The following is a 25,634-nucleotide window of genomic DNA, read 5'->3' as shown; positions in this document are numbered from 1 at the left end:
CCGGTTCAGGGCTGCACGGCAGCCCTGACGCTCTGGCGGCCAAAGCGTGGAATCGGCAACCCCAGGCTCTCGCGCAAGGTGCTGCCCTCGTAGGCCGTGCGGTAAAGGCCCCGCTCCTGCAGCAACGGTATCACCTCCTCGGTGAACCGACGGAACTGCCCGGGATGGCCGATGTAGATATTGAACCCGTCCAGCGCCCGTGCCTCGAACCACTCGGCCATTTTCGCGGCCACGGTCTGCGCGGAACCGACGAAGGCGCCGGGGCGCAACTGGCGGCCGAACTCGATCGCCTGGCGCAGGCTGAAGCCCTTGTCCCGCGCCTGGTCGGCGATGCGCTTGGCGTTGGTGAAGAAACTGCTGCGGGCGAACTCCAGGCTCTGTTGCGGAAATGGCGCATCGAGGTCGTACTGGCTGAAATCATGCCAACCGAAATTGCGCCCGAATTCCTTCAGGGCCAGCTCGAAGCTGTGATCGGTGTGGTGATAGTGGCGCTCGATCTCTCGGGCATGCTCATCGTTGTCGCCCACATAAATTTCCGCCCCCGGCAGCACCAGCAACTGCTCCGGGTCACGCCCCAGGCGCTCGGCCCGGGCCTTGATGTCGCGGTAGAACGCCTGGCCCTGCTCGATGCTGGCGGCATGGGTGAACACCACATCGGCGGTAGCGGCGCCGAGCTCGCGCCCCTGCTCGGAATCGCCCGCCTGGAAGATCACCGGCTGGCCCTGGGCTGAGCGCTGGATGTTCAGCGGCCCGACCACCGAGAAGTGCTCGCCCTTGTGCTCGAGCGCATGCAGCTTGCTCGGGTCGAGGAAGCGTCCCGTGGCGCGTTCACGCGGGAAGGCATCGTCCTCGTAGGAGTTCCACAGGCCCTGCACCACCTGCACATGCTCCTGCGCCCTGGCATAGCGAGTGTCGTAGTCGTAGTGTTCGTCCAGACCGTAGTTGCCGGCGGTGCCGGCATCGCCGCTGGTGACCACGTTCCAGCCGGCACGGCCCTTGCTGATCAGGTCCAGCGAAGCCAGCCGGCGGGCGACGTTGAACGGTGCGTTGTAGGAGGTGGTCAGGGTCCCGACCAGGCCGAGGTGACGGGTGCTGACCGCCAGCGCCGACAGCAGGGTGAGCGGTTCCAGACGATTGAGGTAATGCGAAGGCGAACCAGGGGTGATGAACTGGCTGTCGACGATGAATATCAGGTCGAACAGCGCGGCTTCGGCCTGGCGGGCGATGTCGATGTACCAGTCGATGTTGACGCTGGCGTCGGCCGGCAGCTCGGGGTCGAGCCACAGGTTGTGACGACCTGGGCCACCGCAGCCCATGGTCAGGGCGCCGAGTTTGATCTGTCGTGTGCTCATGGGGAGTCCTCTCACCGGCTGCTGGCGACGGGGCCCTGGAAGGCTGCGCCAAACGAGGTGTCGAACAGGTTCGCCGCCGGGTAGGCCTTGATCAGCCCAATTCCGGCGAAGAAATCCACGGTCTTCTGCGCATCGGCGATCACCTGGGGGCTCAGCGGCGCCAGGTCGGTACGCGCACGGGCGAACCAGGCGCGGGCGATGTCGCGGTCGGCGCGGGTGCGCTGGGCCCAGGCGTCGGCGTAGGCCTCGGTATTGGCGGCATCGCCCAAGGTCCAGTCACGGGCTTTTTTCAGGCGCTGCAGGAAGTCGGCGATCTGCGCGCGCTTGAGCTCCACGGCCTTGGTATTGGCCACCACGAAACTCTGCGCCGGAATCACGCCCTCGGCGGTGGCCAGCACCCGGGCCCCCTGGCGTTCCTGCTGAGTCACGTAAGGTTCCCAGGTGGCGATCACGTCCACCGATCCGCCATCCAGAGCGTGAGAGGCATCCAGGGCGCTGAGATAGCGCAGCTCCAGGGCATCACGAGGCACGCCTGCCTTGTCCAGGGCGCTGAACAGCAGCTGCTGGCTCCATGAGCCCTTCCAGATCGCCGCGCGCTTGCCACGCAGGTCCTGCAGGCTGTGAATCGACGAATCCTTGCGCGCCAGGATGGCCACGCCTTGAAGGTTCTGCCGACTGACGGCGATCACCTTGATCGGGGCTCCCAGAGCACCGAGGAACAGCGGGGGCGCGTCACCGAGCAGGCCGATGTCGAGGCTGCCGACATTCAGTGCTTCGGCCACCGGCGAGCCAGCGGTGAACTGCTTCCATTCCAAGGTGTAGGGCAGGTCGTTGAGCACGCCCGCTGCCTCCATCACCGCGCGAGCGTTGTAGCTCTGGTCCCCGACCACCAAGGTCTGGGCAACTGCGGCAAGGCTGAAGGTGGTGGCCAGCAGCGTGGCGGCCAGATGTTTGATGTAGCGCACGTTCGTCTCCCTGTACCCGCTCTGGGGTGGTCGAGGCGATCCGCGCGTGCGGTCTCGTCAGGATTTTTTATAGCCTTACGGCATTGATTTGCAATTTCTTATAATCTAATACTTGGTATTCGCGCTGTGAAATGCACATTAGGCATAACCTCATGCGATTGGCTGAAATCATTTCAAAACAGAACGCGCCATCTGTAAATGCATATTTTGCATATTAGCTTATTATCAATTTGCATTTTGAGAATACAAAAAAGGTTTGCTAGGGTTGCTCGAAACCTGAAAGCCGAGCCTGATCCATGACCCAGAACCTGCGCCCGGAGCGCTTGCGCCACTTCATCGAGCGCCTAGCCACCCTGCTCGACCAGGAGCCTGAGGAAGCCGCCCTGCTCGACCGCGGCCAGCAGCTGTTGGCCGAGCTGGTCGCCCACGACGACTGGCTGCCCGACGACCTCGCCCAGCCCGATCCACAGCGTTATCAGCAATACCTGCTGCACTGCGACTCGCGCCAGCGCTTTTCCGTGGTGAGCTTCGTCTGGGGCCCAGGCCAGCAGACGCCGGTCCACGACCACCGCGTCTGGGGTCTGATCGGCATGCTGCGCGGCGCCGAGGTGGCGCAAGGCTTCCTGCGCGATGCCCAGGGTGCGCTCTCGCCCGATGGCCCGCCGGTGCGCCTGGCACCCGGCCAGGTCGAAGCGGTGTCGCCACGTATTGGCGATATCCATCAGGTCAGCAATGCCTTCGCCGACCAGGTATCGATCAGCATCCACGTCTACGGCGGCAACATCGGCGCGGTCAAACGCGCGGTGTACACCGCAGACGGCAGCGAGAAACCGTTCATTTCCGGCTATTCCAACACCCACCTGCCCAACCTCTGGGACCTGTCCAAAGAGAACCCTGTCAGATGAGCAACGTCACCACCCGCCGCTACCGCGATATCCGCCACGCCCTGCTGGTCGGGGAGGAACTGGCCCTGATCGACGTGCGCGAAGAAGATCCGTTCGCCCAGGAACACCCGTTGTTCGCCGCTAATATTCCCCTGTCCAAACTGGAGCTGGAAGTGCTCGCCCGGGTGCCCCGAGCAGGCACCGCTATCACCGTCTACGACAATGGCGAAGGCCTCGCCAGCGTCGCCGTGCAACGCCTGCAGGCACTGGGTTACCGCGACGTGGCGGTACTCGAGGGTGGCCTCGCCGGCTGGCGCGCCGCCGGTGGCGAGCTGTTTCGCGACGTCAACGTCCCCAGCAAAGCCTTCGGCGAACTGGTGGAGAGCGTGCGCCACACGCCGTCGCTGGCCGCCGAGCAGGTACAGGCGCTGCTGGATGAGAACGCCGACGTGGTGGTGCTCGATGCCCGCCGTTTCGACGAGTACCAGACGATGAGCATCCCGGGTGGCATCAGCGTGCCCGGCGCCGAACTGGTGCTGCGCGTGGCGGAACTGGCGCCGGACCCCAGCACCCAGGTGATCGTCAATTGCGCCGGGCGCACCCGCAGCATCATCGGCACCCAGTCACTGGTCAACGCCGGCATTCCCAATCCAGTGGCGGCCCTGCGCAACGGCACCATCGGCTGGACCCTGGCCGGCCAGCAACTGGCCCACGGTCAGCAACGCCGCTTCGCCGAAGTGGCCGCCGACACCCGCGCCAACGCCGGGCAGCAGGCCAGAGCCGTGGCCGACCGCGCCGGGGTCCTGCGCCTGGACCTTGCCGGGCTGTCTCGCTGGCAGGCCGAGATCGGTCGCACCACCTACCTGTTCGACGTGCGTACACCCGAGGAATACAGCACAGGGCACCTGCCGGGTGCCCGCTCGGTACCGGGTGGCCAGCTGGTCCAGGAGACCGATCATGTGGCCAGCGTGCGCGGCGCGCGCATCGTGCTGGTGGATGACGACGGCGTACGTGCCAACATGAGCGCGTCGTGGCTGGCACAGATGGGTTGGCAAGTGGCCGTGCTCGACGAGGTGTCCACCGAGGACTTCACCAGCACAGGCGAATGGCAGCCCCCCCTGCCCGAGCTGCCTGCGGCTGACGAGATCAGCGTCGAGCAGCTGTCCAGCTGGCTCCAGCAAGACGCCACCGTGCTGCTGGACTTCACCACCAGTGCCAACTACGTCAAACGCCACATCCCTGGCGCCTACTGGGCGATCCGCGCCCAGCTGGCGCAAGCCCTGGAAAGTCTGCCCGAGGCCAAGCGCTTCGTGCTGACCTGCGGCAGCAGCCTGCTGGCACGTTTCGCCGCCCGCGATTTGCAAGCCTTGACGCGGATCCCGGTTTACCTGCTCGAAGGCGGCACCGCACGCTGGATCGCTGCCGGGCAACCCCTGGAAACCGGCGAAACACGCCTTGCCGTGCCCCGCACCGACCGCTACCGACGTCCATACGAAGGCACGGACAATCCCCACGAGGCGATGCAAGGGTATCTGGACTGGGAGTTTGGTTTGGTCGCGCAACTCGAGCGCGATGGCACGCACGGGTTCGAGGTGCTGCGAGCCTGAAGGCTGAGTTCTGGATCGAGAGCGACTCGTTGGTGATGGATGCTGTCGATCCGAAGCAGTCTATGGTGCAAGGTCTTCGCTCTCGACCATGCGCAAGTTATCGATGCGTTACTTGGGGGCAAAGTCCGTCAGCAGTGGCTGTTTTGAGCCTGATGGCTTGCCTGAGCAGGTCCAAATCTACTCAGGACTAGACGTTCACACGTTGTGCATTGCCGGTTGCGTGACCAGACTCGCTCCACACATGGCACTGCGGGCTTTTCGTCGTCCGTGAAAGGACGGATCAGTTCACCGGCACCAACCGCTCTCGCTGAACAGCCGTAAGATCGTCGATGACGCCCACCTGAAGCGTTTTCGCGCCATTATCGGCCAGAGGCTTACCCAAGTCGGCAGAGGCGGAGTCAGGAAGCTTGTACATCGCTCCAGTCAGAGGGTCGACGATCAGCATGCCGACCAGGCCACCGATCAGGATGTTGCCCCAATACCAACCGCTCAGACTGGAATCGAGTTCGATGGTCTTATCTGGGTACCCGTCTTTTTTGAAATGCAGTGTGTAGGTCTGCCCGGTGAAATACCCTTTTCCAGACTTCAGCGTGACGGAGCTTGGGGTGCTGCCGGAATGAATCACGGTACCGTTCTTGTCGGTGATCTCGAAGGTTGCTCCCTGGGGGGCACTCGATACCGCCACCGGGTAGCGAGACTCACCTACAATACTTGCACACCCTTGGATGCCAACGAACGCGACCGCCGCAACTGCCCCAACCATCTTCCGAAACGTCATCGATACTGCTCCATCTTGCCTTCATTGGCATGGCCGGAAATCGGCCGGCGGCGATTGTATGCCAAGTAATATCATTTTGACATCCTCGTGATATGAGCATCTTCACCCGCACGCTTTCTGGCAACGCCCTCCAAGTTCGCCTCTGCGCCTCCTAGCCCTGTGCACGTATTTCCCTTGTCTACTCTCATGCCCCCGTTCAAGCAGTCGATAACTGGGTATGGCCTCGGTGTGCGAGGCCACTGCCGGGACCACGCTCATGAACCTCCGCTCATTGAACATTGCCCCTAGGGCTTCGCTGTGTTTTGGCTTGATCACCCTGCTGGTGATCGCCTTGGGCGGGTTCGCCTACCTGCAATTGGGCAAGCTGCGCGCCACCGAGCAGGATATCGAGACCAACTGGTTGGCAAGCACCCAAGTCGCCGACGATGTCCAGGTCGCTGTGCTCAGGGCGCGGCTGGAGAGCATCCGGCTGTTGGCCGCCACCGGGCCCGAAGACCGCATAGCCGCAATCAATCAGTTGAATAAAGCTCGTGACGTGCTCAACGAGCGCACGGACTATTATCGCAAGCACCTGGTTTCGGATGAGCAGGAACGCCAAGCCTTCGAGGCGGCCGCCACGCGCATGGCCACCTTCCTTGACGGCCTGGCGCATATCGTCTCGCTGGATGCCACCGATCACGCCCAGGCAGTGGCGTATGCCAACACCGAGCAAAAGGTACATGCCGAGGCCTACCAGGCAGAGCTCACACGCCTGCGCGAGCATAATGTGCAAGGCGCGGCCGCGGCCGGGGCCGAAGCGACCGACGTGTATGTCCATAGCGAGGGAGTGATTGCGGTGGTGGTCGGTGCGGCGTTGCTGCTGACCATTGTGCTCGCCGTGCTGCTCACGCGCAGCATCGTGGTGCCGCTTGCGGCATCGCTGTCCATGGCCAGGAACATCGCCGAGGGTGACCTGCGCGCCGCCGTGACGGTGGTCGGCGCCGATGAAGCCAGCCGGCTGATGACGGCGCTCAATGCCATGCAAGGCAACTTGCGCAGCACCATCGGCGAGATTTCCGATGCCTCGGCGCAATTGAGCGCTGCGGCCGTGGAGATGACGGCTATCACCGAAAGTGCAAACCGCACCCTGCAGCAGCAGAACAGCGAAATCGACCAGGCGGCGACGGCCGTGAACCAGATGACTACCGCCGTTGAGGAAGTGGCGCGCAATGCTACCTCCACCTCACAGGCGGCCAAGGACTCGACCGTCGCGGCGCAGGCCGGTAACCAGAAGGTCAGCCAGACCCTGGTCGCCATGCGCAGCCTCAAGGACCGCGTCGATCTCACCGCTGAGCAAGTGCAGCAGTTGGCCGGGCAGACTCAAGACATCAGCAAGGTGCTTGGCGTGATTGGGGCCATAGCCGAACAAACCAACCTGCTGGCCTTGAACGCGGCCATCGAGGCTGCCCGTGCAGGCGAGCAGGGCCGCGGTTTCGCGGTGGTCGCCGACGAGGTGCGCGCCCTGGCGCACCGCACGCAAACCTCCACCGGTGAGATCGAAAGCATGATCGCATCGATGCAGGCCCGTAGTACGGCCGTGGTCACTGCCATGGGCGACAGCCTGCGGGAAGTGAACACGACCCAGGGCACGGCAGACGATGCCGGCCAATCCCTGCACGTGATTACCCAGGCCGCGCAGATGATCGACGACCGCAATCAACAGATCGCGACCGCGTCCGAGGAGCAGGCCTATGTCGCCCGCGAGGTGGACCGAGCGTTGGTCAGCATCCGCGATCTGGCGCTGCAAAGCAGCGAAGGCACGCGGCAAACCCTGATCGCCAGCGGGGAGTTGTCCCAGTTGGCTATCAACCTTAACCAAATGGTGGCGCGGTTCCGCGTTTAACGCTTCAGTCATTGGGACAGCGTGACAGGCAGGGGCTGGAAACGTGTGCCATGAATGCAACAGGCCATCAGGCAACACCCTGCCCACTTGCCCCTCCCCTAGCGCTGCATCATGGCCTGCATCCACCGGCTTCGACGCTGACGGGTGAAACACACCAGCAGGATGAAAACCGTCACCCCTGCCGTCATGGACGCCTGGTAGCGGTAGGCCTCGCTGGCCAGCATGTAGCCAAGCACCAGCAGGATGGCGGCGATCACCAGCCACGTGAGCCAGGGGAACAGCCACATCTTGAACCCGAGCTCGACACCCTCGCGCTCGGCCCTGGCGCGCATCCGCAGTTGTGACACCGCGATGACCAGATACACCAGCAGCGCAATGGACCCCGTGGTGGACAGCAGGAAACTGAACACCTGGCCGGGAAACCAGTAGTTCACCACGCAGCCGGCGAACCCGGCCAAGGTGGAGAATACGACCGCCACGAACGGCACCCCCGTGCGCGAGACCTGGCGGGTGATCGGCAGCGCCTCGCCCCTGGCGCCCAGCGAGTAAAGCATCCGCGAGGCCGTGTAGAGCCCCGAGTTCATGCAACTGGTGACCGCGACCAGCACCACGATATCGACCACCAGTTTGGCCCCAGGTACGTTCAGCACCTCCAGCACCCGCTGGAACGAGCCCACGCTCTTGAGTGCCGGGTCATTCCAGGCCACCAGCGACACCACCAGGAAGATCGACGCCAGGTAGAAGATGGCGATACGGTAGACCACCAGGTTGGTCGCGCGGCGAATCTTGTGCTTGGGGTTGTCGGTCTCGCCCGCGGCGATGGTCACCACCTCGGCGCCGAAGAAACAGAAGATGGTGATCAGCACCCCACCCAGCACCGCCCCCCAGCCATTGGGCGCAAAGCCGCCATCAGCCCACAGGTGGCTGACGCCCGACACCTCGGCCAGTGGCCACACGCCCGCCACCGCCAGGCCGGCCACCACGATGAACGCTGCAATGGCCAGCACCTTGACCAGGGCGAACCAGAACTCGAACTCACCGAAGTTCTTGACGCTGACCAGGTTGCTGCCCGCCAGCAGCGCCATGATCAGGAAGGCGAACAGCCACGCGGGAACATCGGGAAACCAGGCATGCAGGATGTCGGCACCGGCGATGGCTTCCACCGGGATGATCAGGACCCAGAACCACCAGTACAGCCAGCCGATGGTGAAGCCCGCCCAGGGACCGATCGCCTGGCTGGCATAGGTCGAGAAAGAACCGCTGTCCGGATTGGCGACCGCCAGTTCGCCGAGCATGCGCATCACCAGCAGCACCAGCAAGCCAGTCAGGGCGTACGACACCAGAATGGCCGGTCCGGCTGCGGCGATGGCGTTGGATGAGCCGATGAACAGTCCGGCGCCGATGATGCCGGCGATGGAGATCATCGAGACCTGACGCGAGGTCAGGCCGTGTTGCAGAGTGCCTTGTTGTTGTGGAGTCGACGTCATCTGAAACCCTTGATCGACGTCGCCGCGCCTGAGCCAGCGACGAATGTGAGCAGGCACTGCGCCGCAGCGGGCGACAGTGATGAAGTCGGCCAGCCCTGCAGGGCCCGGCCGTCGGTAGTGCGCCGGTCGGCCCGCTACGCGCGCGGCGAAGCGTGCCCCGGCGAGATCAGCGCCGGTCTGCCGCGTCACTCACCCAGGTAAGCCTTCTGTACTTGCGGGTCGTGCAGCAGGTCCTGGCAGCGACCGCTGAGCGCGATGCGCCCCGAGTCGATCACATAGGCGCGGTCGCAGGTTTGCAGCGCCAGGCGAGCGTTCTGCTCCACCAGCAACAAGGTCACCCCGCCCTTGACCACTTCGCGGATGGTGCTGAAGATGGTCTGCACGATGATCGGCGCCAGTCCCATCGAGGGCTCGTCGAGCAGCAGCAGCTTGGGCCTGCCCATCAGCGCACGGGAAATCGCCAGCATCTGCTGCTCGCCGCCGGACAACGTCCCGGCCAGTTGCGAAGCCCGCTCCTTCAGACGCGGAAAGATGCCGTAGAACCGCTCGATGTCCAGGCCGATGGCCTGCTGGCCATCGCGCCGCGAATAGGCTCCCATCTCGAGATTTTCCTGCACCGTCAACTTGGGGAAGATCCCCCGCCCTTCCGGCACCAGGGCCAGGCCCTCGCGAACCAGATCGTGACTCTTGATCGCCGCGTGAGCCTGGCCATCGAAGGTGATCCGCCCGCCGCTGGGTTTAAGCAGGCCGGCGAGCGTCTTGAGCGTAGTGGTCTTGCCTGCACCGTTGGCGCCGATCAGCGCGACCATCTCGCCCTCGCCCACCTCCAGGTCGATGCCTTTGATCGCCTGGATGGCGCCATAGGCGACCTGCAATCGATCCACCTGCAATAACTGCTTCATGCCACCGCCTCCGTACCCAGGTAAGCCTCGATCACCCGCGGATCGCGGCGCACGTCCGCCGGCAGACCGTCGGCGATCTTGCGACCGAACTCCAATACGGTGATGTGATCGCACAGGCCCATCACCAACTTCACGTCGTGCTCGATCAACAGCACCGTCTTGCCACTTGCCTGCATCTTGCACATCAGTTCGCGCAAGCCTTCGGTTTCCGAGGCGTTCATGCCGGCTGCCGGTTCGTCGAGGGCGATCAACCGAGGCTCGGTGGCCAGGGCGCGGGCGATTTCCAGGCGCCGCTGATCGCCGTAGGACAGGTGCTTGGCCAGCTCACCGGCCAGATGGGCGATGCCCACGTAGTCCAGCCAGTAGCGCGCGGCCTGACGAATCTCACGCTCTTCGCGAACGCAGCCCGGGGTGCGCAGGATCGCGCCGAGCACGCCGCTGCGGGTACGCACATGCCGGCCGATCATCACGTTCTCCAGCGCAGTCATGTTGTGGAACAGACGAATGTTCTGGAACGTGCGCGAGATGCCCGCCTCCACCACCTTGTGCGGTTGCCGGATATCCAGCGGTTTGCCGTCGAAGAGCACGCGCCCTTGTTCGGCGCGGTACAGGCCGGTGAGCACGTTGAACAACGTGGTCTTGCCGGCGCCATTGGGGCCCAGCAACCCACGGATTTCACCCCGGCGGATGGTCAGGTCGATGGCATGCAGCGCCTGCAGCCCGCCGAAGAACTTGCTGACTTGATGCAACTCCAGAAGTGCGTCGTTCATGCTTTGTTCACCTCGTTGAGTGGCATGTCCACGGCGCGAGCACTGCCGGCGTCGGGCAGCGCGGCGTTCAGTGCAGCGGTCTGGACCGGTGGCTGCGGGTCGCCGTCATGCAGCTCGGCACGGCGTCGATCCGACGGCCACAGCCCCTCGGGGCGCCAGCGCATGACCACGATCAATGCCAGACCGAACACCAGCATGCGCAGGGTCGAGGCATCCAGCACATTGCGCAGGATGTCGCGGCTGATGAAGGTGACGTGATCCATCACCCACGGCTGTATCCAGCTCACCAGGTCGCGGAACAGCTCGGGCATCACCGACAGGATCAGCGCGCCGAGCACCACGCCGCGAATCGATCCCATGCCGCCGAGCACGACCATGGCCAGCACCATGATCGACTCGGTGAGGGTGAACGACTCAGGACTGACGAAGCCCTGGTAACTGGCGAACAGCACGCCGGAGACACCCCCGAAGGTGGCGCCCATGGCGAAGGCCAGCAGCTTGAGGTTGCGTTTGTTCAAGCCCATCGCCTGGGCCGCGACCTCGTCCTCGCGCAAGGCCATCCAGGCGCGGCCGATGCGCGACACCTCCAGCCGTTTGGACAGCACGATGCACAGCACCACGATCAGCAGGAAGAACAGGTAGTAGTTGATCACCGGCGATACCGGCAGGCCGAACAGGCTCCAGCTCTGCTGCAAGGACAGCAGCGGCGCCGGCCCCTCGCCCGGCGCATGCAACCAGGGCCCTGCGTCCACATGCAGGGGCGCGATGTCGCTGATGCCCTGGGGACCGTTGGTGAGGTTCACCGGCTGGTCCAGGTTGTTCATGAAGATCCGGATGATCTCGCCGAAACCCAGGGTCACGATCGCCAGGTAGTCGCCACGCAGCTTGAGCACCGGTGCGCCGATCAACACCCCGCAGACGGCTGCCGCCACGGCGGCCAGCGGGATGATCACCCATAGCGGCCAGTCCAGCACGCCGCTGACCAGACCCGCCAGGTTCAAGTGCGGCGAGGCCAGCAGCGCATACAGGTAGGCGCCGATGGCGTAGAAGCCGATGTAGCCCATGTCGAGCAGGCCGGCATAGCCGATCACGATATTGAGTCCCAGCGCCAGCAGAACGTAGAGCATCGCGAAACCGAGGATGCGCACCCAGGTGGGCCCCAGCATCGGGATGGCTTCGATCAGGAACGGCAAGGCGATGAATGCCAGCAACAGCACCAGGTAATGGCCCTTGAGGGTTTTCATGACAGCGCCCTCATGCTCGATCGGCCTGGCGTTCGCCAAGCAAGCCGTTGGGACGCAGCAGCAACACCAGGATCAGCACCGCGAAGGCGAAAATATCCTGATAGTTGGCCCCCAGGTAACCGCCGGTGAGCTGGCTCATGTACCCGGCCGCCAACGACTCGATCAGGCCCAGAAGCAGACCGCCGGCCATGGCTCCGAACAGGTTGCCGATCCCGCCCAGCACCGCCGCCGAGAACGCCTTGAGCCCTAGCAGCAATCCCATGTAGGCATCGGCCTGGCCATAGTTGATCGCTCGCATCACCCCGGCGATGGCCCCCAGGCCGGCGCCGATCAGAAAGGTGGCGCTGATCACCCGGTTGATGTTGATACCCATCAAGCCGGCCACCTCCTGGTTCTGCGCGGTGGCGCGCATGGCCTTGCCTAGGCGGGTCCTGTCCACCAGCAGCCAGAGGCCGACCATGATCACCACGGCGATCAGCATGATCGCCAGCTGGACATTGGTGATGGTCGCGCCGAACACATCGATGGACCGCGTTTGCACGACTTCGGGAAAGGTCTTGTAGCCGCGTCCCCAGATCATCATCGCCAGGTTCTGCAAGACGATGGAAATGCCGATGGCGAGGATCAGGGGCGTCAGCCGGGGCGCCTTGCGCAGCGGCCGGTAGGCGTATTTCTCCATGCCCTGGGCCAGTAGCATGCAGACCACCGCCGCCGCCATGATCGCCAGTAGCAAGGTGATGATGCCGGGGGCGAAGCCGGCTCCCGTCAACAGCGTCAGGACCGAGATGGTCACCATCGCTCCGACCATGACCACCTCGCCGTGAGCGAAATTGATCAGGCCGATGATGCCGTAGACCATGGTGTAGCCCAATGCTACCAGCGCATAGATGCTGCCCAGTACCAGCCCGTTGAGCACCTGTTGCAACAAGATATCGAATGTACCGTCCACGTGCTGAATCCTCGAAACTGCTTGGGTCGGCCGCATCGCGCACGCGCGAGGCGGCCAACTGGCCTGGCAGGTGGGAAAAGTCTTCTTGTTATGTGCCGGCGTGTGCCCGCTAGTTATGTGTGGTTCAGCTCAGTCGCGCTCGACCGAAAGCGTCTTCCAGCCGCCATCGATGAACTGGAACACGGTTGCCGCAGGGTTCTTCAGGTTGCCTTGCTCATCGAATGCGATGGTGCCGGTGACACCTTCGTAGCGCTGCTGCTTGAGCACCGGCAGGTACAGCTTGGGATCGTCCGATCCGGCCGTGACCATCGCCTGGATCGCTGCCCAGGTAGCGTCGTAGGCGGCAGGCGAAGACTGCACCACACCGACGCCGAACGTGTCCTTGAGCTTGCGTTCGAAGGCAGCGCCCTTGGGCATCTCCAGCAGCGGCGTGCCGTAGTTCCAGGCATAGGTGCCCTCGGCGGCGCTGCCAGCCATCTGCTTGAAGCTGTCGTTGGGCAGGTTGCCGATGTTCATGAACCGTGCCTTGAGGCCCAGGTTCTTCATCTGCTTGGCCATGGCGGCGGCCTGGTAGTCCAGGGCGGCGAAGAACACGGCGTCAGCCTGGCGAGCCTTGGCGGTGGTGAGGATGGCGTTGAAGTCGGTGGTCTTGTCGTTGCTGTACTCACGCACCACGACGTTGCCGTTGGCCGCCTTGACCGCCTTGGCGACCTCATCGGCCAGCCCCTGCCCGTAGGCGGTGCGGTCATCGAAGATGGCGATGCGCTGGGCCTGGAGCGTCTTGACCAGATAATTGCCTGCATAGCGCCCCAAGGTCGCATCGTCGTTGACGACCCGGAACACCGACGGGATGCCCTGGCGCGTCAGGGTGGGGTTGGTGGCCGAAGGCGAGATCTGCACGATGCCGGCAGCGGCGTAGATCTTCGACGCCGGGATGCTGGTGCCGGAATTGTAATGGCCGATCACCACGGCCACCTTCGCATCCACCAGCCGCTGTGCGACGGCCGTGCCGGTGCGTGGGTCGGCCACGTCATCTTCGGACACCAGCTTGAACTCGACCGGCTTGTCGCCGATTTTCAGGTGCTGCTGATTGGCCTCCTGCACCGCGATCTGGATGCCATGCTCCACATCCTGCCCCTGATGGGCCGAGGGGCCGGTCAACGGCCCGGCGAATCCGATCCTGACCACCTGGGTATCCGCCGCCTGCGCCACCCCCATGGTCATCAGCACGGTCAACGCGGTCGCGAGGGCTGAACGCCCTCCGTTGTTCTTGTACATGCTCAGCTCCCACTTGTGTTTGGATGAACCTCGACATCACTTACCGCATGCGAACTGGCAGGACTGCCGTTGCACTTGTAAGATAACAGTCAGCAGGCAACTGTCAATGGGTGTATGATAGCGGTGTCGCAAAACCATCAGCCAGACGAATGAGGCGCGCGACCCGAGACCACTCGTCATACAAGCCGTGTCAGTTGTTTGATAACCTAGCCCCACCTTCCCCGCAGGTGCGCTATGGTTCCCGCCATGAAAACGAGCGCGCCAGGCGCCACTTGCCGGAGATACCCCGTGATGAGCCCACCCGTTCCAGGAGCACCTTGCTTATGAATGCGTCGTTAGGTACGCGCCGCGCCAACCTCGCCGAAACCGTGATCCAGGAGCTGTCGAGCCGGATCGATAACGGCACCTATGGTCCCGGCGACAAGCTGCCGTCCGAGCAGGCGCTGTGCAAGGAGTTCAACGTCAGTCGGCCGGTAGTGCGCGAAGCCGTCGCCTCGCTGCGCCTGGGCGGGCGACTGATTGCGCGCCAGGGTGTCGGCGTGTTCGTGGTCGAGCAGGACGTCAAGCGCATCGGCTTCGCCATCGACAGCATCGTCGATGACGTGCGCGCCGCCGCGCAGATCCTCGAGCTACGCCTGGGCATCGAAACCGAGTCGGTGGCACGCGCGGCCGAGCGTCGCAGCCCGGCGAGCATGGCCGCCATCACCGAAGCGTTCGATCGCTTCAATACCCTCGACGGCGCCAGCCAGGAGGAAGAGGCCAAGGCTGATTTCGAGTTTCACCTGGCCATCGCCCGCGCCACCCAGAACCCCCACTTCACCCAGTTGCTCGAGGCGTTGGGCCCGGACATCATCCTCGACCTCAACCTCAAGCACGGCCAGGTGACCGGCAAGAACCGCCAGGCGCACATCAAGAAGATCGGTCGTGAACACGGCGCCATCCTTTCGGCGATCAGCATGGGCGATGTGAGCGGTGCGCGTACGGCCTTGCGCAAGCATCTGGAAGAAAGCCTGTCGCGTTACCAGCGCCTGCTCGACAGCAAGCCCTGAGCCGATCGCCGTCCAGCGCAGAATGCCCCGTAGAGTTGCCCCCAAGGGGCGGCGATCGCTGGCTTCAGAGGCCCAGGCAGACGTACTTGATCTCCAGGTAATCCTCGATGCCGTAGCGCGCCCCCTCGCGCCCCAGGCCCGAGGACTTGACACCGCCAAAAGGCGCCACCTCGGTGGCCACCACCCCAACGTTCACGCCGACCATGCCGTATTCCAGGGCCTCGCTCACCCGCCACACCCGTCCGACATCCTGGGTATAGACATACGCTGCCAGGCCGAACTCGGTGGCATTGGCCTGGGTGACCACGTCCTGTTCGGTCTCGAAGCGGAAAATCGGCGCCACCGGCCCGAAGATTTCCTCTCGCGCCACACGCATCTCGGCGCTCACGTCCGCCAGCAGCGTCGGCTCGAAGAAAGCCTCGCCCAGCGCATGCCGACACCCGCCGCTGACCACTCGCGCGCCGGCCTGTACGGCGTCGTCCACCAATTGCTGGACGCCTTGCACTGCCCGCCCGTCGATCAGCGGGCCGACCTGGGTAGTGGGCTCATCGCCCGGCCCTATGACCAGCTCGCCCACGCGCTCGGCGAAACGCGCCACGAAGCGTTCGTAGAGGCCGCCCTGCACGTAGAAGCGGTTGGCGCAGACACAGGTCTGCCCGCTGTTGCGAAACTTGGCGATCAGGGCCCCTTCCACGGCCTTCTCCAGGTCTGCATCGTCGAACACGATGAACGGCGCATTGCCCCCCAGCTCCAGGGTCACCTTCTTCACCGTCGCCGCGCACTGCTGCAGCAACTGGATGCCGATGGGCGTGGAACCGGTGAATGACAGCTTGCGCACCACCGGGCTGGCGGTGAGCTCGGCGCCGATGGCTGCCGAATCGCCAGTGACCACATTCAGCACACCGGCCGGGATACCCGCGCGCTCGGCCAGCACGCACAGCGCCAGGGCGCTGAACGGCGTCTGCGAGGCGGGCTTGAGCACCAGCGTGCAACCGGCCGCCAGGGCCGGCGCGGCCTTGCGGGTGATCATCGCCGCCGGGAAATTCCACGGCGTGATTGCCGCACAGACACCAATCGGCTCCTTGGTGACCATCAGCCGACGATCGGCCGCAGGCGAGGGAATCACATCGCCATAGATCCGCTTGCCCTCCTCGGCATAGAACTCCACATAAGCGGCGGCGAAGGCGATTTCACCAGCAGACTCGGCCAGCGGCTTGCCTTGCTCGGCCGTCATGATCCGCGCCAGGTCCTGCTGATGGGTCATGATTTCCCGAAACCAGGCTTGCAGCTTTTCGGCACGCGCCTTGGCGGTGAGCGCGCGCCAGGCTGGCAGGGCGTTCTGGGCCGCGGCGATGGCGCGCCGGGTGTGGGCAGCGCCCATCCTCGGCACGTGCCCCAGCACGTGGCCGGTAGCGGGGTTGATGACGGCAATGCGTTGACCGTCTTCGGCGCTTTGCCAGGTTCCGTCGATGTAGCAGTTTTCACGCAGCAGGTCGTGATCGGCAAGGTTCATGTCGATTGGCTCGCTCGATGAGATGAAAAAGTGGGGCCATGCTGCGCCCCACCCGAGGTGAAATCAGCGCTGGGCCTGCAAGGCCTTGTCGCGGATCTGGCTGAGGGTCATGCGCGGGGTCAGCGCTTCGGGATCGACCTGGATCTCGATCAGCGCCGGCTTGCCACTGGCCTGGCAGCGCTCGAAGGACGCCACGAAATCCTCGGTGCGGGTGACGGTCTCCCCATGCAGCCCGTAGGCACGGGCCAAGGCAGCGAAATCCGGATTGTGCAACTCGGTGCCAGAAACGCGACCGGGGTAATTGCGCTCCTGGTGCATGCGAATGGTCCCGTACATGCCGTTGTTGATCACCAGGGTGATCAGGCGCGCGTCATAGTGCGCTGCCGTCGCCAGCTCCTGGCCGTTCATCAGGAAGCAGCCGTCACCGGCGAATGCCACAACGGTGCGCTCCGGATAGGTCAGCTTGGCTGCCACAGCCGCCGGCACCCCGTAGCCCATCGAGCCGTTCGTCGGTCCCAGCAAGGTGCGGAACCGGCGGTGCTGGTAGCCCCGGTGCACCCAACCGGTGTAGTTGCCGGCGCCGCAGGTCAGGATGCTGTCGGCTGGCAGGTGCGCGTTCAGCCAGGCGATCACCTCGCTCATCTGCACCTCGCCTGGCGAGCGTGGCGTGTCGAAGTTGCCCAGATAGCCGCTGTTGAGGCTGCGGGTCCAGTCGTCGAACGCCTGGGGGCGCACCGCCGGGAGTCGGTTGACCTCGCGCAGGAAACTGCCGGGGCCGGCATTGATGCCCACCGTCGGCTGGTAAACCCGCCCGATTTCCTCGGCACTGGCGTGTACGTGCACCAGCGCCTGTTTCGGCACGGGAATGTCCACCAGGGCATAGCCGCCCGTGGTCATCTCGCCCAGCCGCGCGCCGACCACGATCAGCAGGTCGGCCTGCCTGACGGCCTCCACCAGCACGGGACCTGCGGCCAGACCCAGGTCGCCGGCATAGTGCGAATCGGTGTTATCGAACAGGTCCTGGCAGCGGAACGATGCTGCCAGCGGTATGTTCTGGGTATGCACGAAGGTCTTCAGGTCGGCCACCGCCTCGGCTGTCCAGCCGCCGCCTCCGGCGATCAGCAGTGGACGCTCGGCCTTGGCCAGCAACTGCTGCAGGGCCTCCAGCGCCTGGGGCGCCGGTGCAGCCTCGACGCGCTGAGCAGGTCGCGCATCCTGCACCTGCACCCGATCGGTCAGCATGTCCTCGGGCAGCGCCACCACCACCGGCCCGGGCCGACCATTGATGGCGCGTTGAAAAGCCTGGTTGACCAGCTCTGGAATGCGCGCGGCATCGTCGATCTGCACCACCCATTTGGCCATCTGACCGAACATGCGGCGGTAGTCGACTTCCTGGAAAGCCTCGCGCTCGATCTGGTCACGGGCGACCTGGCCGATGAACAGGATCATCGGCGTGGAGTCCTGGTAGGCGGTATGAACCCCTACCGACGCATTGGTGGCGCCAGGACCGCGGGTCACCATGCAGATGCCCGGCTTGCCGGTGAGCTTGCCGTAGGCCTCGGCCATGTAGGCCGCGCCACCCTCCTGGCGACACACCACCAGGTCGATCTGGTCCTGCACGTCGTGCAGGGCATCGAGCACCGCCAGGTAGCTTTCACCCGGCACGCAGAAGGCACGCTCGACACCGTTGATGCGCAGTGCGTCGACCAGGACCTGGCCACCGCTGCGGTAGTTTTCGCAGTTGCTCATTGTTGTTCTCCCACAGGCTGCGTGATCAGATGACCGAATCTTCCAGGAACGGCTTGTTGTCGATGACGCGCTGATAGGACAGCGCCCCCAGGTCCAGCGAGCGGTAGCCGCCGTAGGTGATGAGCTCGGACAGCCCGCGGCCGATCGCCGGCGCCTGCTGCAAGCCGTGACCGCTGAAGCCGTTGCAGAACAGGAAATTTCGGACCTGGTTGTGCGGCCCGACAATGGCGTTGTGATCGAGCACGCAGAAGTCGTAGTGCCCGGCCCAGAAGTTGACGACCTTGATGCCTTCGAACGCCGGCACGCGCTCGGCGAGGATCGGCCAGACCTCTTCGTCGAATTCCTCGTGCATCACGTCGAAGTCGTCGAAGTCCACCTGCGGGTCGACCTTCGGATAGGTGCCGCCCAGGTAGAACTGGCCTTCCGGACGGAAGAACACACCGGTCGGATCGATGGTCAGGGGTACCGTGCCCTGCAGCGGCGTGCGGCAATCGAACACGAACAACGAGCGGCGCCGCGGCTCTACCGGGATGTCCAGGCCCGCCATGCGCGCGACCTGGGTACCGCGAGTGCCGGCACAGTTGACCAGCACGCCACAGCCTATGCGCTCGCCGCTGGCCAGTTGCACGGCGATGATGCGGTCACCCTCGCGCAGGATGTCGACCACCTCGTTTTCGATGTACTCCACGCCCATCGCGCGCGCCTTGCGCCGAAAACCATTGAGCATGCCGAGGCTGTCGAACCAGCCCTCGCCTGTCTGGCCGTAGCTGGCGCCTGCCAGGGTGTCGATGTTCACCCAGGGAAACTTGCGCTGGAGCTGCTCGGGGTCCAGCAGGTGCACGTCGGCGCCGTGGGACACCTGGGTATCGTGAAGACGGCGTAACACCTCGAAACCCTTGTCGTCGCCGAGAAACAGGTAGCCATTTTCGTGGAATGCAAGATCCGGACGATCACCGTCGACCTGCATCACCTCCGGGAACTGGCGTACGAACTCGGCACCGAATTTGGAAATCTCGATGTTGATCGGGTTGGAGAACTGCTGGCGAATCGAGCTGCTCGACAGCGCGGTGGCCGACTTGTTGTACGTCCAGTCGCGCTCGATGACCAGCACCGAGCCCTGGAAATCGGGATTGTTCGCCAGGAAGTAGCCGGTGGCGCTGCCGTTCACCGCGCCGCCGACGATCACCACATCGTAGTTCTGTTGTTTAGCGGTGCTAGCCATGGAATGAGCTCTCTTGAGAAAACGGGGCCCCCGGCAGCAGCGGGGTCGCCCGCCAGGGACGTCTACGGGTGCATGGCAACGGCCTGGACAGTACTTTCGGGCACGCCCGTGGCCCTGTCCGCCGTGCCGGACCATCAGATCGGCTACTTGGGGTCTTCGAAATGCCCGGCCCCGGCGAAGTTGCCGCCGTGGTAACGTGCCGCCGGCTCGTCCGGGCGCAGAGGCGCATGCTCGGCCAGGATCTTGTCGCGGTAGTGGTCGGCGCTGTCCTTGGGCACATAGCCAATCGAGGAGGCCAGGCGGTTGTCCCACAGGCTCTCGCGGTTGGCCGACATGCCGTAGACGATCATGTGTCCGACGCGGGGCGCCAGCAGCGCACGCTCGGTGAGTTGCGCGAAGTCATCGAACGACAGCCAGGTGGCGAGCATGCGGCGGTCCAGCGGCTCGGGGAACGACGAGCCGATGCGCAGGTTCACCGACTCGATGGCGAACTTGTCCCAGTAGTAGCGACCCAGGTCTTCGGCGAAACACTTGCTCACCCCGTACAGGCTGTCTGGCCGGTGCGCAGCGGTGGCATCGAGGGTCTCGGTGCGGTCATGAAAGCCGATGGCATGGTTGGAACTGGTGTACACCACCCGCTTCACGCCGTTGCGCCGCGCCGCCTCGTAGATGTTGTAGGTGCCGACGATGTTGCCGTTGAGGATCTTGGCGAACGTGTCCTCGAGCGGCACGCCACCGGCGTGTACGATGGCATCGACACCTTCGGTCAACGGCAGCACGTCCTCGAAATTGCCCAAGTCGCAGCGAACCAGCTCCTCGTGGGGTGCGGCCGTGCCCAGGTCGGCGATGTCGGTCAGGCGCAGTTCATCGGCGAACTGCGCCAGGTGACGGCGCAGCACGCTGCCCAGACGGCCGGCAGCACCGGTGATCAACAGACGTTTGAATGGCTTGCTCATGATGTCCCTCGATTCGAATTCGGTTGCTCAGCTCAGCGCCGCGAAGGCTTCGCTCAGTTGTTCCAGTGCCTGCTGCAGTTGCTCACGAGAGGTGGCGAAGGACAGTCGTACATAGGGCTCCACGCCGAATGCCGACCCCGGCACCGTGGCCACCTTGCCAACCCGCAGCAGGTAGGCCGACAGGTCGGTGTCGTTGGCGATCAGCTGTCCGTCCGGGGTGCGCTTGCCCATGAAAGCGCCGACCTCGGGAAAGGCATAGAACGCCCCCTGCGGCATCTGCAACTTGAGGCCCGGGATACTGGCCAGTCCTTCCATCACCAGCGCCCCGCGCGCCTGATACTCGCGATTGGCTTCGCGCACGAAATCCTGGGGCCCCTCCAGCGCCGCCGCCGCCGCCAGCTGCGAAATGCTCGAGGGGCAGGTGGTGGTCTGCGACTGGGTCTTGTTCATGGCCACGATCAGCGCCTTCGGGCCTGCTGCGTAGCCCAGGCGGTAGCCAGTCATGGCATAGGCCTTGGACACGCCGTTGATCAGCAGCGTACGTTCCCGCAGCTGCGGACACGCGGTGACGAACGACACGAAGGGCTGGTCGCCCAGCACGATGTGCTCATAGATCTCGTCCGAGATCACCCACACATGGGGATGGCGCTCCAGCACCTCACCCAGCGCCGCCAGCTCTTCACGGGTGAAGATCGCACCGCTGGGGTTGTTCGGCGAATTGAGCATGACCCAGCGGGTACGCGGCGTGATCGCAGCGTCCAATTGCTCGGCCGTGACCTTGAAGCCCTGCTCTGCGCCGCACGGGATGACCACCGGCACACCACCGTTGAGAATCGCCATGTCGGTGTACGACACCCAGTAAGGCGCTGGCGTGATGACTTCGTCGCCCGGCTCCAGGGTTGCCAGGAAGGCGTTGAACAGCAATTGCTTGGCGCCGTTACCCACGCAGATCTCGTCAAGGCCGTAGATCAGGTCGTTTTCCCGGGCGAACTTGTCCACCACCGCCTGGCGCAGACGTTCCAGCCCATTGGGCGCCGTGTAGTGATTGTTGCCGGCCAGCATCGCCTGATATGCGGCCTGGATGACATGCGCCGGCGCGTTGTAGTCCGGCTCGCCGAGCGCCAGGTTGATCACCGGTTCGCCTGCGGCCAGCATCTGCTTGGCCAGTACCGACACCGCCATGCTCGGTGAACTCTTCACCGCACGCACCCGACTGCTTTGAATGTCCATCGCTCAGCCCTCCTTGGCGGCGTCGAAACCGTAGTCGTCACGCGCCTGTTCGGCGCTGATGTAGCCGTAGCGCAGATCGCGTTCCACCAACTGGCGGTCGCGCTGACGCGGGTCGCCGTAGCCGCCGCCACCGGGCAGGCGCAGGATCAGGCGGCGCTCGGCCGGGACCCACTGCTGGCCCTTGCCGCGCAACAGGCTGGCGTCGTCCAGGCCGACGAAGCCTTCGGCGCCTGAGCGTCCGCCTTCCAGGCCGCGAGCCGGATACTGGATGCGGTCGAACATGGCGCTGAAGCGGAAGCTGTAGCCCTCGGCCGCCGACACCTCGATCTCCTGGCCCAGGCCGCCGCGCAGCCGGCCAGCACCGCCAGAGCCCTCACGCAGCTCCTTGCGCCAGACCACTACCGGTCCTGCGTGCTCGGTGGCCTCCACCGGCATGGTATGAACGCCACTGGGGAACGCGGTGGCGCTCAGACCATCGGCCGCCGAGCGAGCGCCCATGCCGCCGCTGTTGAACATCAGCATTTCGGCGTGGCGACCCTCGGCGTTACTCGGCAACGGCCGCACGCTCAGGTGCAGGTTCCACAAGGCGCTGGCCCCTTCGGCCGGCACCTCGCCCGGCAGGCACTTGTGCAGCGCGCCGAGCACCAGGTCCGGTACGAAGTGGCCCAGGACATGGCGCACCGACACGGGCGCCGGGTGCTTGGCATTGAGGATGCAAACTTCAGGCGCCGTCACCTCGAAGGGCGCCAGCGAAGCCGTGTTGTTGGGAATCTGCGGCGCGACGATGCACTTCAGGCCATAGCAGGCATAGGCCTTGGCGTATCCCAGAGGCACGTTGATACCGAACTGGCTCATGCCCGAAGTGCCGGTGAAGTCGCTCTTGATCCCGTCAGGGCCGACCGTCAGCGTCACCGCCAGCGTCACGGGTACATCGTAGCCATCCAGGGTCATGCTGTTGCTGTAGGTGCCGTGCGGCAGCGACTTGAAGCACTCCAGAGTAGCGCGCCGGCTGTGTTCCAGGATGAAGCCGCCGATATGCTCCAGATCGTCCAGGGCGAACTCCTCGAGCATGTCCAGCAGGCGACGGTGACCCGTTTCATTGCAGGCCGACAACGCGTAGAAGTCGCCGACCACCCGATCGTTCTCGCGCACGTTGTTGCGCAGGATGTTGATCAGGTCGCGGTTGACCTTGCCGCGCTCGAACAGCTTCATGATCGGGATGAACAGGCCCTCCTCGTACACTTCACGCGCATCAGGCCCGAAGCCGCGACCGCCGATGTCCACCACGTGAGCCGTGCTGGCGAAGTACCCGATCAGCTTGCCCTTGTAGAACGAGGGCGAAACGATGGTGATGTCGTGCAGGTGGCCAGTGCCCTTCCACGGGTCATTGGTCACATACACATCGCCTTCGAAGATGTTGTCCTCACCAATGTCCTTGATGAAATGCACCACGGCCTCGGCCATGGTGTTGACGTGCCCCGGCGTGCCGGTGACCGCCTGGGCGAGCATGTTGCCGGCGCGGTCGAACACGCCGGCCGACAAGTCGCCGGCCTCGCGCACGCTGGTGGAGAACGCGGTACGGATCAGCGTCAGCGCCTGCTCTTCGACCACCGAGACCAGGCGATTCCACATCACCTGCATTTGAATGTCGATCAACATGTCACTCATGGTTCTGTCTTCCGAGTCAGGCGTTAGCGGCGCACAACCAGCAGGCAGCCATCAGGCTGGACTGTGGCCGTGAAGTTGGACGTTACGAAGGTCGAAGTCTCGCGCTCTACGATGATCGCCGGGCCGTCGACGCGCGCGCCTACCTGCAGCGCTTCACGGGGATGGATACCGGCGTCGACGAAACCGCCTGCAGCGACGTCGAACACCTGACGTCGAGCGATCTCCTGGGCGCGATAGGCGGCGCTCACCATGTCGATATGATCGACCGGTGGCAGCGGCGAACTGACCCGCACCGACCAGCTCACGATCTCGACATCCGGCCCTTCGATGGGACGACCGAAGAAGCGGGTATAGGCCTCTTCGAACACAGCCTTGAAATGCGCCGTATCGGCTGCCGTGAAGCGCTTGAACGGCAGGGCCACCGGAATCTCCCAGCCCTGGCCGACGTAACGCATGAAGGCGGTGCACTCCATCTGCGGCTCGCCTTCGGGCATGCCCTGGCGCAGGAACCCGAGCGCCTCCACCCTCATCTCTTCGATCACGGCATTGACCGCCTGCGCATCGAACTCGGACAGGCGCACGAAGGCGCTGCGAACGGCTTCGTAGCCGAACGGCGCGCGCAGAAAGCCGATGGCCGAGCCCACACCGGCACCGGCCGGCACGATGAACCTGGACACCCCCATCTTTTCGCACAGCCGCGCAGCATGCAGCGGACCGCCGCCCCCGAAGGTGATCATGGTGTAGTCGGCGATGTCCTTGCCGCTCTCGACCGCATGCACGCGACCGGCGTTGGCCATGTTCTCGTCGACCACCTCGCAGACCCCGAAGGCTGCGGTTTCAGGAGCCATGCCCAATGGCTGGCCGATCACCCGGGCCATGGCATCGGCGCCGCTGGATACGGACAAGCGCAAGGCGCCGCCTGCGAAGTTGTCGGCATCCAACCGGCCGAGCAGCAGGTTGGCGTCGGTGATGGTCGGCTCCAGCCCACCCCGCCCATAGCAGGCCGGGCCAGGTTCGGAAGCCGCGCTGTGCGGGCCGACACGGATCTGACGCATGCTGTCGATACTGGCGATGGACCCTCCGCCAGCGCCGATTTCGACCATCTCCACCACCGGGATGGAGATCTGCATGCCACTGCCTTTCTTGAAACGGTAGGTGCGCGCCACCTCGAAGGTCTTGGCGGTTTTCGGCACCTGGTCTTCGATCAGGCAGATTTTCGCCGTGGTGCCGCCCATGTCGAACGACAGCACATTGTCCAGGCGGTAGCGGCGGGCGATGTCGGCGGCGAAGATCGCCCCACCGGCAGGACCGGATTCCACCAGCCGCACCGGAAATTCGGCGGCGCTCTGGACCGAGATGATCCCGCCGCCGGAGTGGATCATGAACACCGGACACTCGGCGCCCTCCTGGCGCAAGGTGACCACCAGGCGATCCAGGTACGACTTGATCAGCGGTTTGACGTAGGCGTTTGCACACACGGTATTGAAACGTTCGAACTCGCGCATCTGCGGCGAGACTTCGCTGGAGATCGACACCGAAAGCCCTGGAAGGCGCGTCTGCAACGCGTCGCGCAGTTGCCGCTCATGGGCACCGTTGACATAGCTGTGGATGAAGCCGATGGCCACGCTTTCATAGTCGCCTTCGGCGATCCGCTCGACCAGCGCATCGATCTCGGCGCGCTGGGGCGCGATCAGTACGCGGCCCTTGACGTCCAGACGTTCACGCAGAGTGAAGCGGTGGTCGCGCTCGATCAACGGCGGCGGCAGGACGATGTTGATGTCGTACTGCTCGAAACGGTTTTCGGTACGCATCTCGAGGGTATCGCGAAATCCCTCGGTAGTGATGAAGGCCGTGCGTGCGCCACGGCGCTCGATCAGGGCGTTGGTGGCCAGGGTCGTGCCGTGGATCAGCTGGTCGATGTCCGCAAGCCTCAGGCCCGCCTGCTCGACGACCTGGCGCACGCCCGAAAGAATGGCCCGCTCAGGCAATGCGTAGTCGGTCAGGATCTTGGTCGAATACAGCACGCCGTCCACGTCCAGCGCGATATCGGTGAAGGTGCCGCCTATGTCCACGCCGACCCGGCATGATGTCGCAGTCATCGTCATATCCCCTGATAAAGCCTTGTAGTTGTATCGAGCTCATCGCCTGA

General features: G+C 64.4%; 20 protein-coding genes. 4 read left to right on the top strand and 16 right to left on the bottom strand.

Annotated elements, in window-relative coordinates; translation table 11 throughout:
* Window positions 1–5: 5 nt before the first annotated feature.
* Window positions 6–1,352 carry an LLM class flavin-dependent oxidoreductase gene (locus IAE34_RS12975; RefSeq protein WP_200139362.1) on the bottom strand — a complete coding sequence of 449 codons (1,347 nt, stop codon included), beginning with the start codon at window positions 1,350–1,352 and terminating at the stop codon, window positions 6–8.
* An 11-nt stretch (window positions 1,353–1,363) separates the two neighbouring features.
* Complete coding sequence (locus tag IAE34_RS12970; RefSeq protein WP_200139361.1) at window positions 1,364–2,317, bottom strand: ABC transporter substrate-binding protein; 954 nt, start codon at window positions 2,315–2,317, stop codon at window positions 1,364–1,366.
* 296 nt (window positions 2,318–2,613) lie between these two features.
* Here IAE34_RS12970 and IAE34_RS12965 point away from each other — a divergent pair, with 296 nt between their 5' ends.
* Together IAE34_RS12965 and IAE34_RS12960 are read left to right on the top strand one after the other, a co-directional pair.
* Window positions 2,614–3,222 (top strand): cysteine dioxygenase, encoded by a 609-nt coding sequence (locus IAE34_RS12965; protein ID WP_200139360.1) that lies wholly within the window; start codon window positions 2,614–2,616, stop codon window positions 3,220–3,222.
* Complete coding sequence (locus IAE34_RS12960) at window positions 3,219–4,808, top strand: rhodanese-related sulfurtransferase (protein WP_200139359.1); 1,590 nt, start codon at window positions 3,219–3,221, stop codon at window positions 4,806–4,808. The genes IAE34_RS12965 and IAE34_RS12960 overlap by 4 nt, the downstream gene beginning before the upstream one ends.
* 280 nt (window positions 4,809–5,088) lie before the next feature.
* On the opposite strand, the gene IAE34_RS12955 is transcribed toward IAE34_RS12960, so the two are convergent.
* Window positions 5,089–5,586 (bottom strand): hypothetical protein, encoded by a 498-nt coding sequence (locus tag IAE34_RS12955; protein WP_200139358.1) that lies wholly within the window; start codon window positions 5,584–5,586, stop codon window positions 5,089–5,091.
* Window positions 5,587–5,842: 256 nt separating this feature from the next.
* Here IAE34_RS12955 and IAE34_RS12950 point away from each other — a divergent pair, with 256 nt between their 5' ends.
* A complete protein-coding gene (locus IAE34_RS12950) occupies window positions 5,843–7,468 on the top strand; it encodes a methyl-accepting chemotaxis protein (protein ID WP_200139357.1) in 1,626 nt (541 codons plus the stop codon).
* 98 nt (window positions 7,469–7,566) lie between these two features.
* On the opposite strand, the gene IAE34_RS12945 is transcribed toward IAE34_RS12950, so the two are convergent.
* From IAE34_RS12945 to IAE34_RS12920, 6 genes are all read right to left on the bottom strand, one after another.
* Complete coding sequence (locus IAE34_RS12945; RefSeq protein ID WP_200139356.1) at window positions 7,567–8,955, bottom strand: amino acid permease; 1,389 nt, start codon at window positions 8,953–8,955, stop codon at window positions 7,567–7,569.
* A 185-nt stretch (window positions 8,956–9,140) separates the two neighbouring features.
* Window positions 9,141–9,857 carry an ABC transporter ATP-binding protein gene (locus IAE34_RS12940; RefSeq protein WP_200139355.1) on the bottom strand — a complete coding sequence of 239 codons (717 nt, stop codon included), beginning with the start codon at window positions 9,855–9,857 and terminating at the stop codon, window positions 9,141–9,143.
* Window positions 9,854–10,627: an ABC transporter ATP-binding protein gene (locus IAE34_RS12935; RefSeq protein ID WP_200139354.1), complete on the bottom strand. Its 774-nt coding sequence runs from the start codon at window positions 10,625–10,627 to the stop codon at window positions 9,854–9,856. Before IAE34_RS12935 ends, IAE34_RS12940 begins: the two co-directional genes overlap by 4 nt.
* Window positions 10,624–11,871: an ABC transporter permease subunit gene (locus IAE34_RS12930; protein ID WP_233631132.1), complete on the bottom strand. Its 1,248-nt coding sequence runs from the start codon at window positions 11,869–11,871 to the stop codon at window positions 10,624–10,626. Before IAE34_RS12930 ends, IAE34_RS12935 begins: the two co-directional genes overlap by 4 nt.
* Before the next feature lie 10 nt (window positions 11,872–11,881).
* The gene (locus IAE34_RS12925; RefSeq protein ID WP_200139353.1) at window positions 11,882–12,820 is read right to left on the bottom strand and encodes a branched-chain amino acid ABC transporter permease; all 939 of its coding nucleotides are present in this window, start codon (window positions 12,818–12,820) and stop codon (window positions 11,882–11,884) included.
* A 129-nt stretch (window positions 12,821–12,949) separates the two neighbouring features.
* Entirely contained in the window at window positions 12,950–14,098 is a 1,149-nt protein-coding gene (locus IAE34_RS12920) for a branched-chain amino acid ABC transporter substrate-binding protein (RefSeq protein ID WP_233631130.1), read from the bottom strand.
* A gap of 323 nt (window positions 14,099–14,421) precedes the next feature.
* Between IAE34_RS12920 and IAE34_RS12915 the strand changes: the two genes are divergently transcribed.
* Window positions 14,422–15,147 carry a FadR/GntR family transcriptional regulator gene (locus tag IAE34_RS12915; protein ID WP_200139352.1) on the top strand — a complete coding sequence of 242 codons (726 nt, stop codon included), beginning with the start codon at window positions 14,422–14,424 and terminating at the stop codon, window positions 15,145–15,147.
* Window positions 15,148–15,211: 64 nt separating this feature from the next.
* Here the strand turns inward: IAE34_RS12915 and IAE34_RS12910 are convergent, their stop codons facing one another.
* From IAE34_RS12910 to IAE34_RS12880, 7 genes are all read right to left on the bottom strand, one after another.
* Window positions 15,212–16,660: an NAD-dependent succinate-semialdehyde dehydrogenase gene (locus tag IAE34_RS12910; RefSeq protein WP_200139351.1), complete on the bottom strand. Its 1,449-nt coding sequence runs from the start codon at window positions 16,658–16,660 to the stop codon at window positions 15,212–15,214.
* Window positions 16,661–16,723: 63 nt separating this feature from the next.
* A complete protein-coding gene (locus tag IAE34_RS12905) occupies window positions 16,724–18,409 on the bottom strand; it encodes a thiamine pyrophosphate-binding protein (protein WP_200139350.1) in 1,686 nt (561 codons plus the stop codon).
* Between the two features lie 25 nt (window positions 18,410–18,434).
* A complete protein-coding gene (locus IAE34_RS12900; RefSeq protein WP_200139349.1) occupies window positions 18,435–19,631 on the bottom strand; it encodes an NAD(P)/FAD-dependent oxidoreductase in 1,197 nt (398 codons plus the stop codon).
* A gap of 143 nt (window positions 19,632–19,774) precedes the next feature.
* Window positions 19,775–20,587, bottom strand: a complete 813-nt coding sequence (locus tag IAE34_RS12895) for an NAD-dependent epimerase/dehydratase family protein (protein WP_200139348.1) — start codon at window positions 20,585–20,587, stop codon at window positions 19,775–19,777.
* Between the two features lie 27 nt (window positions 20,588–20,614).
* Window positions 20,615–21,817 (bottom strand): pyridoxal phosphate-dependent aminotransferase, encoded by a 1,203-nt coding sequence (locus tag IAE34_RS12890; protein WP_200139347.1) that lies wholly within the window; start codon window positions 21,815–21,817, stop codon window positions 20,615–20,617.
* A 3-nt stretch (window positions 21,818–21,820) separates the two neighbouring features.
* Complete coding sequence (locus IAE34_RS12885) at window positions 21,821–23,485, bottom strand: hydantoinase B/oxoprolinase family protein (RefSeq protein WP_200139346.1); 1,665 nt, start codon at window positions 23,483–23,485, stop codon at window positions 21,821–21,823.
* Between the two features lie 23 nt (window positions 23,486–23,508).
* Window positions 23,509–25,584: a hydantoinase/oxoprolinase family protein gene (locus IAE34_RS12880; protein ID WP_200139345.1), complete on the bottom strand. Its 2,076-nt coding sequence runs from the start codon at window positions 25,582–25,584 to the stop codon at window positions 23,509–23,511.
* Window positions 25,585–25,634 lie beyond the last annotated feature (50 nt).

The sequence above is a fragment of the Pseudomonas sp. S30 genome, assembly GCF_016518545.1.
Lineage (GTDB): Bacteria > Pseudomonadota > Gammaproteobacteria > Pseudomonadales > Pseudomonadaceae > Aquipseudomonas.
The sequence above is the reverse complement of the archived record's forward strand: the minus strand, read 5'-3'. Positions and strand labels throughout refer to the sequence as shown.